The organism is Donghicola tyrosinivorans (assembly GCF_003003355.1).
Taxonomy (GTDB): domain Bacteria; phylum Pseudomonadota; class Alphaproteobacteria; order Rhodobacterales; family Rhodobacteraceae; genus Donghicola; species Donghicola tyrosinivorans.
Genome location: NZ_PVTQ01000003.1, coordinates 38,020 through 53,677, shown reverse-complemented (window position 1 = coordinate 53,677; position 15,658 = coordinate 38,020). Strand labels below are relative to the sequence as shown.

The following is a 15,658-nucleotide window of genomic DNA, read 5'->3' as shown; positions in this document are numbered from 1 at the left end:
CCATGATTTGCTGCGATCAAGCCTCAAGATTGACCGCTCGTCCCTTATATTTATGGTGAAAACTGGCCTCACCTTTTACACAGCCCCAGATCGCCGGCAATCGCGCCCCTCTTAACCAGTCCGGAGACCCCCATGTCCGCCACCCGCTCTGCCCTGCTTGTCATCGACGTCCAGAACGATTTCTGCCCCGGCGGAGCCCTTGCCGTGCCGGACGGCGACGCCATCGTGCCGGGCATCAACGCCATCCTTGATGACTTTGATGTGCGGGTCTTTACGCAGGACTGGCACCCTGCCGATCACCTGTCGTTTGCCAGCCAGCACGAAGGGCTGGAACCCTTCGCCCTTACCCAAATGCCTTACGGCGAACAGGTGCTTTGGCCCGACCATTGCGTCATTGGATCAAGCGGCGCCGCGTTCCACAAAGACCTGAACACAGACGCGGCGGACCTGATCATCCGCAAAGGCTTTCGCCGCACCGTGGACAGCTACAGCGCCTTTTTTGAAAACGACCGCGAAACCCCCACCGGCCTGCACGGTGCCCTAAGTGAACTTAACGTCAACTCGGTCACGTTAACCGGACTTGCGACCGATTTTTGCGTCGCATATTCCGCGTTGGATGCAGCACGGCTTGGCTACGATGTAACCGTAGATACCCGTTTGTGCCGTGCAATTGACCTAAATCAGTCTTTGAATAAGTCGTTGCTCCAGCTAGAGTTAAGTAAAGTTCGGGTGTGCCGCTGAACGTTGGAATGGGCATGCTTGTGTAAATAAGTGCCTTGTTGTTTCCAACGTTGGGAACGCGGACGATATGCAGGGGAATGCCCTCAAAAGCGATCAGGAACTGCCTACACGGGTTAGCTCGCCCCGTGCTCTGTTTGATTCCTATGTGAAAAACCGCTGTGGCGAATTGCACCTGCGGCTGATCTTTGTCGCCGTCAGCGCCTTTATCGTGTTTCACGAAGCCAGCCTGCACATGGTTGCTTGGGTGCTGTTCATCACCGCTGTGGGTGAATGGCTGGACTACCTCTATCTGCGTAACGCCGGTCAGCGTATGGCAATGGGGGGTAAGCTCTCGCGCGAATTGCGCATGTCCTATTTTACGGCGGCCATCCAGTCGGCCAGCGTCGCCGCTTTCTTTGTCATCGCTGGCGTGGTCAGCAGTACTGGACCGCTGGATTTCTTCGTGCTGATTTTCCTGCTGGCGACGGTGACGAACGCGGGCATGGTGATGCATCTCAACCGGATCGCAGGGCTGATCCGCGTGGTCGGCTACAGTCTTGCGGGCGCGGTCTATTTGGTGATCCTGTGGGTGAACTCAAAGAACAACGATCTGGCGCTTGAATTGACAGTTTCGGCGGTGGTCGTCGGCTACATCTCGTACCGGCTGATCAACTTTGCCAACGCCAGCTTTCAACGCCAAAGTCGCGATGCTGCCGCGTGGCGGCGTATGAACGCCAACCTCTCCCGGGCCTATACCGATATCAAAGCCAAAGAGACGCATCTTCGTCGACTGGCAGCTGTGGCTGAACATGCCAACGACAACGTCCTGATGTTTGATGCAAGCGGCAAGATCATCTGGGTGAACCACGCCTTTGAGCGCACCTCCGGCTATACCGCCGATGAGGTCGTCGGCCGTGAACCCGCCGACGTGCTGCACGGGCCGCTCACCTCGTCCGAGACGGTGATGCGCCTGCGCGAAGCCATCGAAGAGGGCCGCCCTGTCCGCACCGAAATCCTGAACTACACCAAATCCGGCCAGCAAGTCTGGATGGAGACCAATCTGGTCCCGATCCCCGCCCAAGGCGGCGGCCCGATGATGGCCATTGCGGTGGAACGGAACATCACCCACTCCAAAGCCCGTCAGGACGAATTGACCCGCGCCAAGCGCGACGCCGAGCAAAGCGAAAAGGACAAGAGCCGTTTCCTTGCGACCATGAGCCACGAAATCCGTACCCCCATGAACGGTATCATCGGCATGGCGGATATTCTGGCCGAAGAGGAACTGACCGACAGCGCCCGCGTCTGTGTCACCAGCCTGCAAGATTCGGCCCAGTCCCTGCTGCGGATCGTGAACGACATTCTGGACCTGTCGAAACTTGAGGCAGGCAAGCTGGGAATCGAACCTGTCGTCTTCGATCTGCCTGAATTCTTCACCAAGCTTGAGGCAACCCTGCGCCCCCGCGCCGAAGCCAAGGGCCTGCGTCTGAATTTCGAAGTGACCGAGAACCCGCCCATGGTCATGGGTGATGAGGGCCGCATCCGCCAAATTCTGACCAACGTCGTCGATAACGCGATCAAGTTTACGGAAAAAGGCGGCGTCACCGTTTCGGTTCAGGCGATCAAGATGGCCCAGACCTGCCGTCTGGCCGTCGATGTTTCGGACAGCGGCATCGGCATCTCGCCCGACGCGATGAGAAGCATTTTCGGTTATTACCAACAGGCCGACGATAGCACGACCCGCCGCTTTGGTGGTACCGGTCTGGGGCTTGCGATCTCGCGCCAGTTGGCGAACCAGATGGGCGGCGATCTGACTGTTGTCTCTAGCGAAGGCGAAGGCTCTTGCTTCTCGCTTTTCCTGCCGCTGCCTTGCGCGGTGCGCCGCCCGACACTGGTCGCCTCAACCGCAGCACCTGCGGCTTCGGCACCAATCAAACCCCTTGCGTCCTATCCCGCCCTGAAGGGACGCCGTGTTCTGGTCGCCGAAGACAACAAGACCAACCGCATTCTGGTCGAGAAATTCCTCTCTGGTCACGGTCTGGACCTGCATTTCGCCGAAGACGGCGTGCAAGCCCATGAGATGGCCGAAACCCTGCGTCCTGAGGTCGTGCTGATGGACATGTCCATGCCCCGAATGGACGGCATGGACGCGACCCGCCGCATCCGCAAGCTCTCGATCCCGCAGCCCTACATCATCGCCCTCACGGCAAACGCCCTGCAAGATGACCGCGACATCTGCATCGAGGCCGGTATGGACGACTTCCTGTCCAAACCCGTGCGCAAGGTAGACCTGCTGCGCCGCCTCTCGGATATCCTTGAAAACCGCCCGCCGCTGAACAAGGCCCTCTGAGAAAGCCCACAGACAATTCCTTTGAGGCTCCGCCGCTTATGCCCTAAACCGGACAGGTGTTAGCGCAACAAGGGGCCTTCCATGGACATTGCAACCCGCGTCTATAACCACAAGTGGCAGATTGATCCGATCGTCCGGTCCCTGATCGACACGGACTTCTACAAGCTGCTCATGTGCCAGTCGGTGTTCCGCAACAGCCCCGACACGCGGGTCGAGTTCAGCCTCATCAACCGCTCCAAAAAGGTCCGCCTTGCCGACCTGATCGACGAGGGCGAGCTGCGCGAACAACTGGACCACATCCGCAGCCTGTCCCTGTCGCGCGGGGAATCCACCTGGTTGCGCGGCAACACCTTTTACGGCAAGCGCCAGATGTTCCGCCCCGATTTCATGGAATGGTTCGAGAACCTGCGCCTGCCCCCCTACCACCTCGAAAAGATCGACGGCCAGTACGAGCTGACCTTCGAAGGCTCATGGCCCGAGGTCATGCTCTGGGAAATCCCCGCCCTCGCCGTGCTGATGGAGCTGCGCGGCCGCGCCGTCCTAAACCGCATGGGCCGGTTCGAACTGCAAGTCCTCTACGCCCGCGCCATGACCAAACTCTGGGAAAAGGTGGAACACCTGCGCCGCGTCCCGAACCTCAAGATCGCGGACTTCGGCACCCGCCGCCGCCATTCCTTCCTCTGGCAGGACTGGTGCGTACAGGCCATGCAAGAGGGGCTGGGGGATCGCTTTATCGGCACCTCCAACTGCCTCATCGCCATGCGCCGAGAGGTCGAGGCCATCGGCACCAACGCCCACGAATTGCCCATGGTCTACGCCGCGCTGGCGGAAAATGACGCCGCGCTGGCCAAGGCCCCCTATCAGGTGCTGGCCGACTGGCACGAAGAGCATGACGGCAACCTGCGCATCATCCTGCCCGACACCTACGGGACCGAGGGCTTTCTGAAACGCGCCCCCGATTGGCTGGCGGGCTGGACCGGCATCCGGATTGATAGCGGCGATCCGGCGGCAGGGGCCGAAACCGCCATCCAATGGTGGAAAGATCGGGGCGAGGACCCGACCCAGAAACTGGTGATCTTCTCGGACGGTCTGGACGTGGCGCAGATCGAAAGCCTCGCCGCCCAATTCGCAGGCCGCGTGCGGGTCAGCTTTGGCTGGGGCACCCTGTTGACCAATGATTTCCGGGGGCTGGCCGAAGACGACGCCCTCGCCCCCTTCTCACTGGTCTGCAAAGCGGTCAGCGCGAACGGCCGCCCCACGGTGAAACTGTCGGACAACCCCGAAAAAGCGATGGGCCCATCGGCCGAAATCGAGCGCTATAAGCGCGTGTTCGGGGTTGGAGAGCAGGAACGGATGGAGGTTGTGGTTTAATACAGGACTTCTCTAGAGAATTTAAAAGAGATCTGCCGCTTCAATCGCTCCAAGTCAGATGGATCATCTTGCTTATGGATCATTCGGTGGCAATTTGGGCATAGAACTAAAAAGTCCTCTGGGATCCTATAGCGCTTTTCTTCACCTTCTTTGAGTTCCTTAATTGGTCTCGCATGATGCACATCCAATGGAGTGTTGTCCAAAGGTCCGCGATACCGATAATCTGCCTTCGGCTTCATGCCGCAGCCTTCGCAAGTATCACCACGTAGGCGTAGAACTTTACCTCGTACGCCGGGTGCGCGCTCAATTCTACGAGAGACTGAATATCTGCGGGCTTCGATTATATCGGTGGTTTCAGCTTCTTCGGCCAGGACTTCAGATGGCGTAGTCCCACCTCTGGAAATCAGCAGCTGATATGCATCTAGCATATTTCTGAGGTCATCCAGTAGCTGCACGTCGCCTACGCCGTAGGCGTCATAGGATCGTCCAAATGCATGTCCTGCTGTATATCCAGCCGGCAAACGAGTATCTGAACCGAGCTCGATGGGATGCTCACTGAACATTCTGGTATATTCTGGAAGACGGGCTCTTATCTCTAAGGCCCTGTTTTTCAGAACCTCTCGGCCCCTCTTTTCTTTGTACTCATTGTAGATGGCCGTTGTTCCTTGGTTGAAGGACAAGAAAATCTTCTTTGAGTATGGGTTTATCAAATAAACGACGTAGAAGCCGTGCTGTGCACTCGTCGTTATCAATGGGTCGAAGAATGCTAGCCAGGGAACCGCTGCCCATTGTGAATTTCCTGCTGACGATTTCAGGCGCAAATCAAACGGCCAAAGCGAAATTTGCTTCTTTGCCTCAGTCGCCAAATCATGGGTTATGAAGTTTGCGAATTCGCTGCCTGTGAAAGGTTTTTTCCTCTCCTCACCATATTCTGAGGCAATTCTTGAGAGCATTTCCGAAAGCATATTAACCAACTCTCTTTTTCGTGGTTAATGTAATAGATTATCTCTTTGATAGAATTGCAACCTTGTCTTACTCCACCTTCCCCCTCAGAGCCTTAACCTCCCCACGCTGCTTCTTCGCCTCCAGACGCCGCCGGACCGATCCTTTGGTGGGTTTGGTGGCGATGCGGCGTTTGGGGACTTCTGTGGCTTTCAGGATCAGGTCCACCAGCCGTTCGCGGGCGATGTCGCGGTTGCGGGCCTGACTGCGGGTGTCTTCCACCCGTAGGATCAGCGCCCCGTCCAGCGTCCAGCGTCGGCCTGCCAGCTTCTTCAGGCGCCGTTTTACCGGATCGGGCAGGGACGGGCTGCGCTCGGCCTCAAAGCGCAGTTCCACCGCGGTCGAGACCTTGTTCACATTCTGCCCGCCGGGGCCGGAGCTGCGGGTGAATTGCTCGGTCAGTTCCCAGTCCTGAATGGTGATTTTATCGTTAACCCTCAGCAACTGGGGACCCTCTCACGTCAGTACGTTTGCCATACGTTTGCCATACGTGGGCCAGACGTGGCAAATCGGCAATGAAAAAGGGCCACCGCGAGCTTGGTGACCCTTCCGAAAGTTGCAGGAGGCGGGCCGGTTAGGGCTGCGCCAACCAAGAGTGTTCAGCGCCTAAGGGCTGCCTCAGGCGGTGTCCCTCCTGATTGTCCCGACACCTCGCTCCAATACCTTTCTTGACACTGGACCACCTCCTTTCAACATGTTGCTCTCTATGTTGATGGTGGCACAGTTTCTGGACATGTCAAAAGAAATTAGACGCTTTTTATCGTCACGTTTCGCGTAGCTACCCGAAAGGGTATCAAAGCGATCAAAGCGACGGCGATTTTGACCCCCCAATCGGCAAAAGCAAGGGTGATCCACAGGGGCATCTCAGGCCCTGCGGTCATAAACGGCATCGGGTCCAGCGCCCAAGCCGTTGATGCATCAGCATTTTCTCCGAAGCTGATTTTAGCAGAGAAAGCGATGCTGAAAAAGAGGGCAGTATCAATGATAGAGCCGACCAACGTCGAGGCCAGCGGCGCTTTCCACCAAGTTCCCTGCCGCAGACGGTCAAAAATCGCCACGTCCAGCAACTGCGCGGTCAGGAATGCGACGCCAGAGGCCACCCCGATCCGTAGCGGTACGGCGGGTCCGAACTCTAGCATAATTTGACTGCCAATGAGCGAGCACGCAACCCCTGTCACGAACCCCGCCAGCACCACACGGCGGGCCGCAGCAGCGCCGTAAAAGCGGTTCATCAGATCGGTGACAAGGAAGGCGATCGGGTAAGTAAAGGCCCCCCACGTCAGCAGTCCGTCCAGCAGCAAAAACTGCACAAGAACATTCGAGGCCACCACAACAGCAGCCATGGCAATCACGCCAGGTAGAATTCGGGTCATAGCTTTTCAGTCCGTTTTTTGTCGAAGGTGACGGCAACTCGCGCCGCTTTTGGGGCGGCGAACGGACGGCTCATAAGGGGAGTCGCCCCTTATAAGCAAGCTGTTCGTTAGGTCAGCGTGGGCTGAGGATAGCCGCGCACTGGCCCGGCAGGTCCGCGATGCGGATCTCGCGCTTGGGTTTGGGCTTGGGCGCATTGGGGTCCGGCGGCGGCGGGTTCAGGATGTTGTTCACCCATGCCTGCGCGTCGTCACAGCCGTCTCCGGCGGGGGGCGGGTCTTGGTTGACGCAGCCCGCAACGCCCGCAGGACAGGTCAGGCGCACGTGGAAATGGTAGTGATGACCGTACCACGGCCGGATCTTGCGTAGCCAGCTGCGGTCGCCCTTTTCATCATTGCACATCTTCACCTTGGCGCCGGGGAAAACGAAAATTCGCGCCACGCGGGGGTCCGAGGCTGCCGCCTTCAGCAGTTCATGATGCTGGGGCGTCCAACTGTCGTTGGTATACGCACCCGCAGAACGCCGCAGCGAGATGGAAGAGATGCTTTCCCGTTCGGCAGCGCTCAGGTTCAGGCGCGTTGTGGGTAGCATCCAGATATCCGCATCCAGTCCCATCTGGTGACTGGCGTGACCGGTCAGCATCGGCCCGCCGCGGGGCTGGGAGATATCGCCCACGTAAATCCCATTCCAACCTTGCAGGCGCGCGGCCTTCTGGCTCAGGTCCTTGAGGTAGTCGATCATTACCGGATGGCCCCAGTTCCGGTTTCGCGACAGGCGCATGGCCTGCCATGTGGGGCCGGTCTCGGGCAGTTGCTCGGCACCGGAAACGCAGCCTTTGGCGTAAGACCCGAAAGATGCGCTGGGATGAGGTGAAGCATGTTTCTCCGCGCCAAAGACATTCTTGGCGACGGCCTGAATATCAACGCCCGCCGCAGGCGCGCCAAAGGCCATGGCGCGGCCGGTAGAGGTTGCTAGCGAGGTCTGCGAAGGGGTTGGCGGGCTGCCGCAGGCGGCCAGCAACAACCCCAGTGCGATCAGTGCGTATTTTCTGCCCATGCGGTGTTGTCTCCGTTCTTTGGAACAAAGCGTAGCAGGAACAGCCCGACAGCAAAAAGGACAATCAGAGGCGTAACCCCAATTTGCTGACTGCCGCTAAGATGCGTCACCAAACCGATGGAAAATGGCGCAATAAAGCTGGTTGCCTTACCGGCTAGGGCATAAAGGCCAAAGGCCTCGGTCATGCGTTCGGGGTTGGCTTGGTGAACCAGCATTGTCCGGCTTGATGCCTGCAACGTGCCGCCTGCTGCGCCGATGATCGCGCCGATCAGGTAGAAGGTCATATCGGGCAGCTTTGATCCCTCAGGCACCGCGAAGCCAAGCACATAGGTCGGCGTGACCAGCACACACATGATCGCCGCGACCAGTAGGGCCAGAATGCTGGCGATGATCACAGGGCGGGGACCGCGCCATTCATCGGCCATGCCGCCAAGCCATGCAAACAGCGCGCCCGAGATGATGGCGATCAGGCCAAAGACGCCGGTGTCCTGCACGCCCCAACCCAGAACGCCCGCCGCATAGACGCCGCCAAACGCATACATGCCGTTCAGACCGTCACGGTAGATCATCGAAGAGGTCAGATAGGCAAACAGACCCTTGTGCTGAGGCAACTGCCGCACAGTGCGCGCCAGATCGGACAGGGCATGACGCACCGCGCCGGCCGAGACCTTGGCCCCTTTCGGATCGCGCACGAACAGGAAGAACGGGATCATGAAGACGATATACCAGATCGCGGTTAGCGGCCCGACGGCGCGAGTGCCTTCACGCTGGCTGGCATCCAGCCCAAGGATCGGGTCCAGACCCACAAAAGTTTTGCCCGTGGTCGCGTTATCCGCCAGCAGCACCAGCATGATCGCCAACGCCAAAAGACCGCCCACATAGCCAAAGGCCCATCCGTTGCCGGACATGCGGCCAATCTTCTCGCGCGGGGCCAGATCGGGAAGCATCGCGTTGGTGAAGGTCGTCGCGAACTCCATCCCCACAAGGCCGATGACAAACAGCGGTAGCACCAGCCCAAGGTTCATCGCCTCAGGCGCCGCCAGCCACAGGCCCGCCGAGCCGATCACATACATCCCCGAGAACAGCCAGATGAACCGCATCCGCTGGCCCGATGTGTCCGCAATCGCCCCCAGAATGGGCGAGAACATCGCAATCAGAATGCCGCCGATCCCCACGGTCAAACCCCACAGGGACTGAGCCTTCGCGCCGTCCCCGATCACCTCTTTGATGTAAGGTGCAAAGATGAAGGTCAGAAGAAGCGTGTTGTAAGGCTGACTCGCCCAATCAAAAAAATACCAGCCCCAGATACGCTTTGCGCTGTTGCCTTGAACTCGTTCCATGCGGACATTCCTCGGTAGTCTAACCCGAAAGAACAGTTTTCGCAGGGTCAAGGCAAGAGTAATCAGCCCGCGTCTTGCATCGGCGGCCACGGGCGCAGGTTTTCAGCGGTAGTCCACGCTTGCACCCAATCGGGCGGCGTCGGGCTGGGGTCCGTGATCCCCATCGCCTCGGCCACGCGGGGCGGGCGGACGATGCCGTTCTTGTCGGTCACGGCCACGCGGTACAACACATGGCTGGCGCATTCGCCGTTCTTCAGCCACATGGATTGCTCAATGTAAAAGAACTTGTCGTCCCAACACAGGGCGCGGGATTTCATGGTGACGCGGTCGAACATCCGCACCCGGCGCCGCCAGCGCACGGTAACTCCCGCCATGGTCATCAGCCATTTGCGATCCATCAGCGTCTTGCCAAGACCCGTGCGCATCGCCAAAGGCACCCGCCCCAGATCATACAGCGTGAGCGAGCGTCCGTTGTTCAGCTCCATCCACATGTCCAGATCCCACGGCCAGCAGATGTGCTGGCTTTCCAGCGTGTCTGTCATGGCGAATTCGCCACCCTTGCGGTGCTTGAAAACAGAGGCGGCCATGCGAATGAATGGATACATGGAAAATCCCTTTGGCATGAATATCTCAAGACCATGACGCCGCGCCGCAGCAGAGAAAAGACGGACCTTGCGTCACTTGCCTGCTCTTGCCCTTTCGCAATTGGGCTCTTACCTCTTTGGGCGACAGAAAAGAACAGGACGTGCCGATGACTTCGCTTTACCAGATTCTCATGCTGATCCTCGACGTGGTGTGGTTCATCATGATTGCCCACATCATCATGAGCTGGCTGATCAATTTCCAGGTGCTGAACCCTTATCAGCCGCTGGTGCGCCAGATCTGGGACGGCTTGAACCGCATTCTTGAGCCGATCTATGGCCGCATCCGCCAGTTCCTGCCCGCAACCGGTGGTCTGGACCTTGCGCCGCTGGTGGCCTTCCTGATCCTGATCGCGATCCGGATCATCCTGCAGAACAACATCGCGCTGTTCCTCTAAATATAGGCCCTTCGGGGTCTTGTTTACCAATTCTTAGTATGGGACATTCACGCTCACTCGAGCAGAATGACCCATACAGACAATGAAACCCGCACAGCACCTGCTGCGTGAGGTGTTCGGATTCGACGCCTTTCGCCCCGGCCAGCAAGAGATCGTGGACGCCGTCACCGACGGCGCCAATGTTCTGGCGATCATGCCCACTGGTGGGGGCAAATCCCTGTGTTATCAGCTGCCCGCTTTGGTGCGGGACGGGGTGACTGTGGTCATCTCGCCCCTGATTGCCCTGATGCGCGATCAGGTCCGCGCCTTGACCGAGGCAGGGGTGGCCGCAGGTGCGTTGACCAGCGGCAATTCTCAGGAAGAAAACGATGCAGTGCTTCGCTCCCTGCACGATGGGGCGTTAAAGCTGCTGTATATGGCGCCAGAGCGCTTGGCCTCGATGGGGACAGAACGGCTGTTGCGTAACACCGGCGTCCGCCTGATCGCTGTGGATGAGGCGCACTGCGTCAGCCAATGGGGCCATGATTTCCGGCCCGATTATCTGCGGATCGGGGCGCTGCGGCGGGCGCTTAATGTGCCTCTGGCGGCCTTCACGGCCACGGCTGATGCCGAAACCCGCGCAGAAATCGTGGAAAAGCTGTTTGACGGTGAGGCTCCGACCAGCTTTCTGCGCGGCTTTGATCGTCCGAATATCCATCTGGCCTTTGCTGCCAAAGACGGCCCGCGCCGCCAAATCCTGTCTTATGCCGCAGCGCGTCGGGGCCGTTCGGGAATCGTTTATTGCGGCACGCGGGCAAAGACCGAAGACATCGCCAAGGCCCTGCGCGATGACGGCCACATCGCTTGCCATTATCACGGCGGGATGGAGGCGGATGACCGCCGTGACGTAGAACGCCGTTTCCAACAGGAAGACGGGTTGATCGTGGTCGCGACCGTGGCCTTCGGCATGGGCATCGACAAACCGGATATCCGCTGGGTGGCCCATGCGGACCTGCCCAAATCTATTGAGGCCTATTATCAGGAAATCGGTCGCGCAGGCCGCGACGGCGCCCCGGCTGAGACTTTGACCCTGTTCGGTGCCGACGACATCCGCTTGCGTCGCAACCAGATTGACGAAGGTCTTGCCCCGCCCGAACGCCGCTTTGCCGACCATGCCCGCCTGAACGCGCTGCTTGGGTTGGCCGAGGCTGTGCAATGCCGCCGCCGGACCCTACTGACCTATTTCGGCGAAGAGGCCGCGCCATGTGGCAACTGTGATCTCTGCGATCAGCCGCCCGAGACGTTTGATGGGACCGAGGCCGTGCGCAAGGCCCTGTCTGCGATCCTGCGCACGGGCGAATATTTCGGCAGCGGCCACCTGATTGATATCCTGACCGGCAATCTCACCGACAAAGTGCGCGAACGTGGCCATGACGGTCTGCCCACCTTTGGCGTGGGCCGTGAATTTGACCGGCGCGGCTGGCAGGCTGTGTTCCGCCAGATGATGGGGCACGACTTGGTGCGCCCTGATCCCGAACGCCACGGGGCTCTGCGGATGACCGATCCGGCGATCCCGATCCTGAAGGGCGAACAGTCGATCACACTGCGCAAAGACACAATATCTGTCTCGTCGCGTCGTCCCGCCATCAAGATGATGGTGTCTGAAGAGGATATGCCCCTGCTTTCGGCCCTAAAGGCCAAGCGCCGTGCATTGGCCGAAACCGCCGGAATGCCCGCCTATATGGTCTTCAACGACAAGACCCTGATCGAGATGGCCGAGACCCGCCCTGCGACTTTGGATGCGATGGCGCGGATCAGCGGTGTGGGCGCGAAAAAGCTGGAACGCTACGGTGATGATTTCTTGCAGGTGATCACGGGGGCGGAAACGCAGGCCATGCACCCGTCGCGCCGGAAAATCGCGGGTCGCGCTGCTGCCAGTCTTTACGATCAGTTGATGGAGGCGCAGGCCGAGCTGCTGCGCGGACCGGATGGGCTGGACAAACCGCTCAGCTGTACAAGCGCGCAGATCGCCAAACTGGCCGAGTTGCGCCCCAACGATCCGCGCACGATGCAGCGCCTGCTTGGCGACCGCCGCGCCGAACGATTTGCCGAAGCGTTTCTGGACGTCCTGCGGGAGGCGGGCTAGGTACCCAAGCGCAAGACCAAGGAGACTGACATGCTGGCTGTGCTTTCGCCCGCGAAAAAGATGGACATGACCCCTGTCGAGGGCGCTACCTCGCATCCCGATTTCTGGCCGCAGGCCGAAGAACTGGTGACCGTGGCCCGTGACCTGACCGCGAAAGACCTGTCCAAGTTGATGCATATCAGTGACAATCTGGGCCAGTTGAACGCCGAACGTTTTGCCAATTTCGGCGAGCAAGATCGTAAGGCGGCCGTCTATGCCTTCGCCGGCGACACCTATCAGGGGTTTGAGGCCAAGACTTTGGACGAAGACGCCATGCGGTGGGCCGACGATCACCTGCGCATTCTGTCGGGCCTTTACGGTTTCTTGCGCCCGATGGACGCGATTGAACCCTACCGTCTGGAAATGGGCAGCCGCCTGAAGACCCCAAAGGGCAAGAATCTGTATGAATTTTGGGGCGCGCAGATATCTGAGGCTCTGAATGTTCAGGCGCAGGCCGCACAGACCGAGGTTCTGGTGAACTGCGCCAGTCAGGAATATTTCGGTGCGGTTGATCTGAAGGCCCTGAACCTGCGCGTGATCACGCCGGTCTTCATGGAAGAAAAGAACGGCACGCCCAAGATCGTCAGCTTTTATGCCAAGAAGGCCCGCGGTTCGATGGCCCGCTACATGATGGAGCACCGCCTGACCGATCCGGAAGATCTGAAGAACTTTGATCTGGGCGGTTACGCCTATCAGCCGGACCTAAGCGAAGGCGACCGCTGGGTGTTTGTCAGAGCAGCCGTCTGATCCGTGCATAGCGACGGGTGCGCCAGTACCCTTGATGTGACCTCCTGCCGTTTCAGGGGTTTCGTCATGTAGTCCGAGGCGCCTGCGTCAAACATCTCTTTCTGGTCTTCGGGCAGTGCGTGGGCCGTGAGGGCGATGATGGGGACAGGAGGCCAGTTCCGCTCTTCCTCCATCGCGCGGATGCGGCGGGTCGCCTCTTTTCCGTCCATGCCGGGCATCGAGATATCCATGAACACCATGTCCGGCCTTAGCTTTGGGTACAGTTCGATCGCCTCCAAGCCGTTGCCCGCAAAGGTCAGGTCAATCGGCAAGTCCTTGGTCATCTTGGAGAAGATCAGCTGGTTGGTCTTGTTGTCCTCTGCCGCCATGACGACAAGGTGCGGCGGCTGTTCCGGTGGGGCGGGCGTCGCTGCGGGGGCCGGACAGTCAGCAGCCACCTCTTCCAACACCGACAGCAGCTGCGCCCGTGGCACCGGCTTTTGCAGCGCCCGTTTCAGGTGGATGCGGGCTGGATCATTGGCCGCAGCGCCGGGGTTCGACGACAAAAGAACCGTCGGCACGGATTGGCCCCGATCCACCATCGCCTGCACCAGTTCCAACCCGTCCATTTCCGGCATCCGGTGGTCGATCAGAACCAGATCGACGTTGCCTTTTTCCAGCACGGTCAACGCCTCGGCCCCGCTAGAGGCGCAGGAAACCTTCAGACCCGCCAGTCCCAGTTGCTTTTCCAGAATGGTCAGGTTCACGGCCAGATCATCGACCACCAGCACATGGCGCAAGCCGCCTTCGATGCGGTGCCCCTCATGGCTGGCCTCATCGGCGGGTAGGGGCAGGCGAAAGCCGAAGCTGGTGCCGCGATCCAGTTCGGATTCAACCCAAAGCTCGCCCTGCATCAGGTCCACAAGTTTGCGCGTGATCGCCAGCCCCAGTCCGGTGCCTTCGAATTTGCGGTTTCGATCCCCTTCAACCTGATTGAATTCGCCAAAAATGTGATCGACCATTTCGGGGGCGATGCCGATGCCGGTGTCTTCGACCACCACATGCACAGCAGACCCGTCGTCGCCCGCATGTCCAGTCACGCGCACGGCCACATGACCGGCCTCGGTGAATTTTACCGCGTTGCCGATCAGGTTGGTCAGGATTTGTCGGATGCGCCCCGGATCGCCCACAAAGCGCGTGGGCATGAATAGATCGTAATCCAGAACCAAGGCGATCCCTTTTTCACGCGCTTTGGGCTGCAGCAGGGTCAGGATTTCGTGGATGCAGCGTTCCAGATCGAAAGGTGCGGCGTGCAGGATCATCTTGTCCGCCTCGATCTTCGAATAGTCCAGAATGTCGTTGATGATCACCAGCAGCGCCTCGGCCGAGTTGCGGATCGTGTCCACATAAAGCCGCTGTTCGTCATCCAGTTCAGTATCGCCAAGCAGTTCTGCCATCCCCATGACGCCATTCATCGGTGTGCGGATTTCGTGGCTCATATTCGCGAGAAAGGCGGATTTGGCGTGGCTGGCGGCCTCGGCGCGGGTTTTGGCGATCTTTAGCTCACGCTGGTTTTCTTTCATCTGGGTGATGTCCACCCGCAGCCCCACGCGTCCGCCATCGGGCGTGTTGTGTTCCAGAATGCGCAGCCAGCGACCGTCGGTCATCAGTTGCTCAACTTCGGTCCCCGTGCGCGAGCGATTCAGGCGATCTTCCAGCCATGCCTCTTCGCGGCCCAATGCCTCGGCATATTGGCCGCGTTCCAACCCGTAGCGCAGGATGTCCTCAAACGCGGCGCCCGGTTTCAGGGCAGGCGCAGTGTCGGCGTAGTATTGTTTGAAGGTGTCGTTGCAGGTGATCAGCCGGTCATCCTGATCATAAAGGACAAAGCCGTTCGGGACCGAATGCACCGCCGCCCAAAGCCGCATCAGATCAGTGATATCGACCCCCAGCGTCACCATCCCGCCTTGAGGCGTGCGGCGGTCCACAAGTTTTATGAAGTGGCCGTTCCAAAGACGCAGAACCTCAGGCTCGGGCGCGGCGCTGTCCCAGCGGGCCTGCATCCGGTCCAGCCAGTCGGCCAGCGTTTCCCCCTGAAGGTCAACGATGCCCTCTGCGGCCATCATTTCAAAGATATGGGCGTGGGTGGCCCCTTCGCGCACGCTGTCCAGCCCGTCAAAGAGCGATAGATAGGCGCCATTCGCCAGCACAAGACGGCGGCTTTCGTCAAACAGGGCAAAGCCGTCCTGCACCGCCTCAAGCGCCTGCCAAAGGCGCATCTCTGCGACTTCGGCTTTGGTCATGGCGACGCCAAGGTCGATCAGAACCCTATTGTGGTCCTTTCTGATCGTCTCAACCTCGGCGCGGGTCTCTTCCAGATCGGCGGTCAGCGCCTCGGCGTGCCGTCCCAGCTTGCGATTGGCCGCACGAAGCTCTTCTTGCTTGAGGTCAAGCAAGCGTTCAGCGGCTAGTCGTGCGCGCCGTTCCTGAGCCAGTCGGGTGGCCAGATCCATCAGGCGATT

Annotated in this window: 13 protein-coding genes; 6 read left to right on the top strand and 7 right to left on the bottom strand. The window is 59.4% G+C overall.

Features of this window, described 5'->3' with window-relative positions; all coding sequences use genetic code 11:
* Positions 1-132: 132 nt before the first annotated feature.
* The 3 genes from pncA (at position 133) to pncB (ending at position 4,438) form a co-directional block, all read left to right on the top strand.
* A complete protein-coding gene (gene pncA / locus CLV74_RS05030) occupies positions 133-741 on the top strand; it encodes a bifunctional nicotinamidase/pyrazinamidase (protein WP_106263142.1) in 609 nt (202 codons plus the stop codon).
* A 67-nt stretch (positions 742-808) separates the two neighbouring features.
* On the top strand, positions 809-3,067 hold the full coding sequence (locus tag CLV74_RS05025; protein WP_106263141.1) for an ATP-binding protein: 2,259 nt from the start codon (positions 809-811) through the stop codon (positions 3,065-3,067).
* A gap of 81 nt (positions 3,068-3,148) precedes the next feature.
* Positions 3,149-4,438 carry a nicotinate phosphoribosyltransferase gene (gene pncB / locus CLV74_RS05020; protein WP_106263140.1) on the top strand — a complete coding sequence of 430 codons (1,290 nt, stop codon included), beginning with the start codon at positions 3,149-3,151 and terminating at the stop codon, positions 4,436-4,438.
* Here pncB and CLV74_RS05015 read toward each other — a convergent pair.
* From CLV74_RS05015 to CLV74_RS04990, 6 genes are all read right to left on the bottom strand, one after another.
* Positions 4,435-5,403 carry an MrcB family domain-containing protein gene (locus CLV74_RS05015; RefSeq protein WP_106263139.1) on the bottom strand — a complete coding sequence of 323 codons (969 nt, stop codon included), beginning with the start codon at positions 5,401-5,403 and terminating at the stop codon, positions 4,435-4,437. The two genes, pncB and CLV74_RS05015, sit on opposite strands and share 4 nt — an antisense overlap.
* Before the next feature lie 67 nt (positions 5,404-5,470).
* Positions 5,471-5,884 carry an alternative ribosome rescue aminoacyl-tRNA hydrolase ArfB gene (gene arfB, locus CLV74_RS05010; RefSeq protein WP_106263138.1) on the bottom strand — a complete coding sequence of 138 codons (414 nt, stop codon included), beginning with the start codon at positions 5,882-5,884 and terminating at the stop codon, positions 5,471-5,473.
* A 302-nt stretch (positions 5,885-6,186) separates the two neighbouring features.
* Complete coding sequence (locus CLV74_RS05005) at positions 6,187-6,813, bottom strand: queuosine precursor transporter (RefSeq protein ID WP_106263137.1); 627 nt, start codon at positions 6,811-6,813, stop codon at positions 6,187-6,189.
* 112 nt (positions 6,814-6,925) lie between these two features.
* Positions 6,926-7,762 carry a penicillin-insensitive murein endopeptidase gene (gene mepA, locus CLV74_RS05000; protein ID WP_425430970.1) on the bottom strand — a complete coding sequence of 279 codons (837 nt, stop codon included), beginning with the start codon at positions 7,760-7,762 and terminating at the stop codon, positions 6,926-6,928.
* Positions 7,763-7,845: 83 nt separating this feature from the next.
* Positions 7,846-9,207 (bottom strand): MFS transporter, encoded by a 1,362-nt coding sequence (locus CLV74_RS04995; protein WP_106263135.1) that lies wholly within the window; start codon positions 9,205-9,207, stop codon positions 7,846-7,848.
* Between the two features lie 62 nt (positions 9,208-9,269).
* A complete protein-coding gene (locus CLV74_RS04990; protein WP_106263134.1) occupies positions 9,270-9,812 on the bottom strand; it encodes an acyl-CoA thioesterase in 543 nt (180 codons plus the stop codon).
* 146 nt (positions 9,813-9,958) lie between these two features.
* Here CLV74_RS04990 and CLV74_RS04985 point away from each other — a divergent pair, with 146 nt between their 5' ends.
* The 3 genes from CLV74_RS04985 to yaaA all read left to right on the top strand — a co-directional run bounded on the left by CLV74_RS04985 (position 9,959) and on the right by yaaA (position 13,157).
* Complete coding sequence (locus tag CLV74_RS04985) at positions 9,959-10,246, top strand: YggT family protein (protein WP_106263133.1); 288 nt, start codon at positions 9,959-9,961, stop codon at positions 10,244-10,246.
* An 82-nt stretch (positions 10,247-10,328) separates the two neighbouring features.
* The gene (gene recQ / locus CLV74_RS04980) at positions 10,329-12,371 is read left to right on the top strand and encodes a DNA helicase RecQ (protein ID WP_106263132.1); all 2,043 of its coding nucleotides are present in this window, start codon (positions 10,329-10,331) and stop codon (positions 12,369-12,371) included.
* 30 nt (positions 12,372-12,401) lie between these two features.
* Positions 12,402-13,157 (top strand): peroxide stress protein YaaA, encoded by a 756-nt coding sequence (gene yaaA / locus CLV74_RS04975; protein ID WP_106263131.1) that lies wholly within the window; start codon positions 12,402-12,404, stop codon positions 13,155-13,157.
* On the opposite strand, the gene CLV74_RS04970 is transcribed toward yaaA, so the two are convergent.
* The gene (locus CLV74_RS04970) at positions 13,103-15,649 is read right to left on the bottom strand and encodes a hybrid sensor histidine kinase/response regulator (RefSeq protein WP_106263130.1); all 2,547 of its coding nucleotides are present in this window, start codon (positions 15,647-15,649) and stop codon (positions 13,103-13,105) included. The genes yaaA and CLV74_RS04970 overlap by 55 nt on opposite strands.
* Between the last annotated feature and the right edge of the window lie 9 nt (positions 15,650-15,658).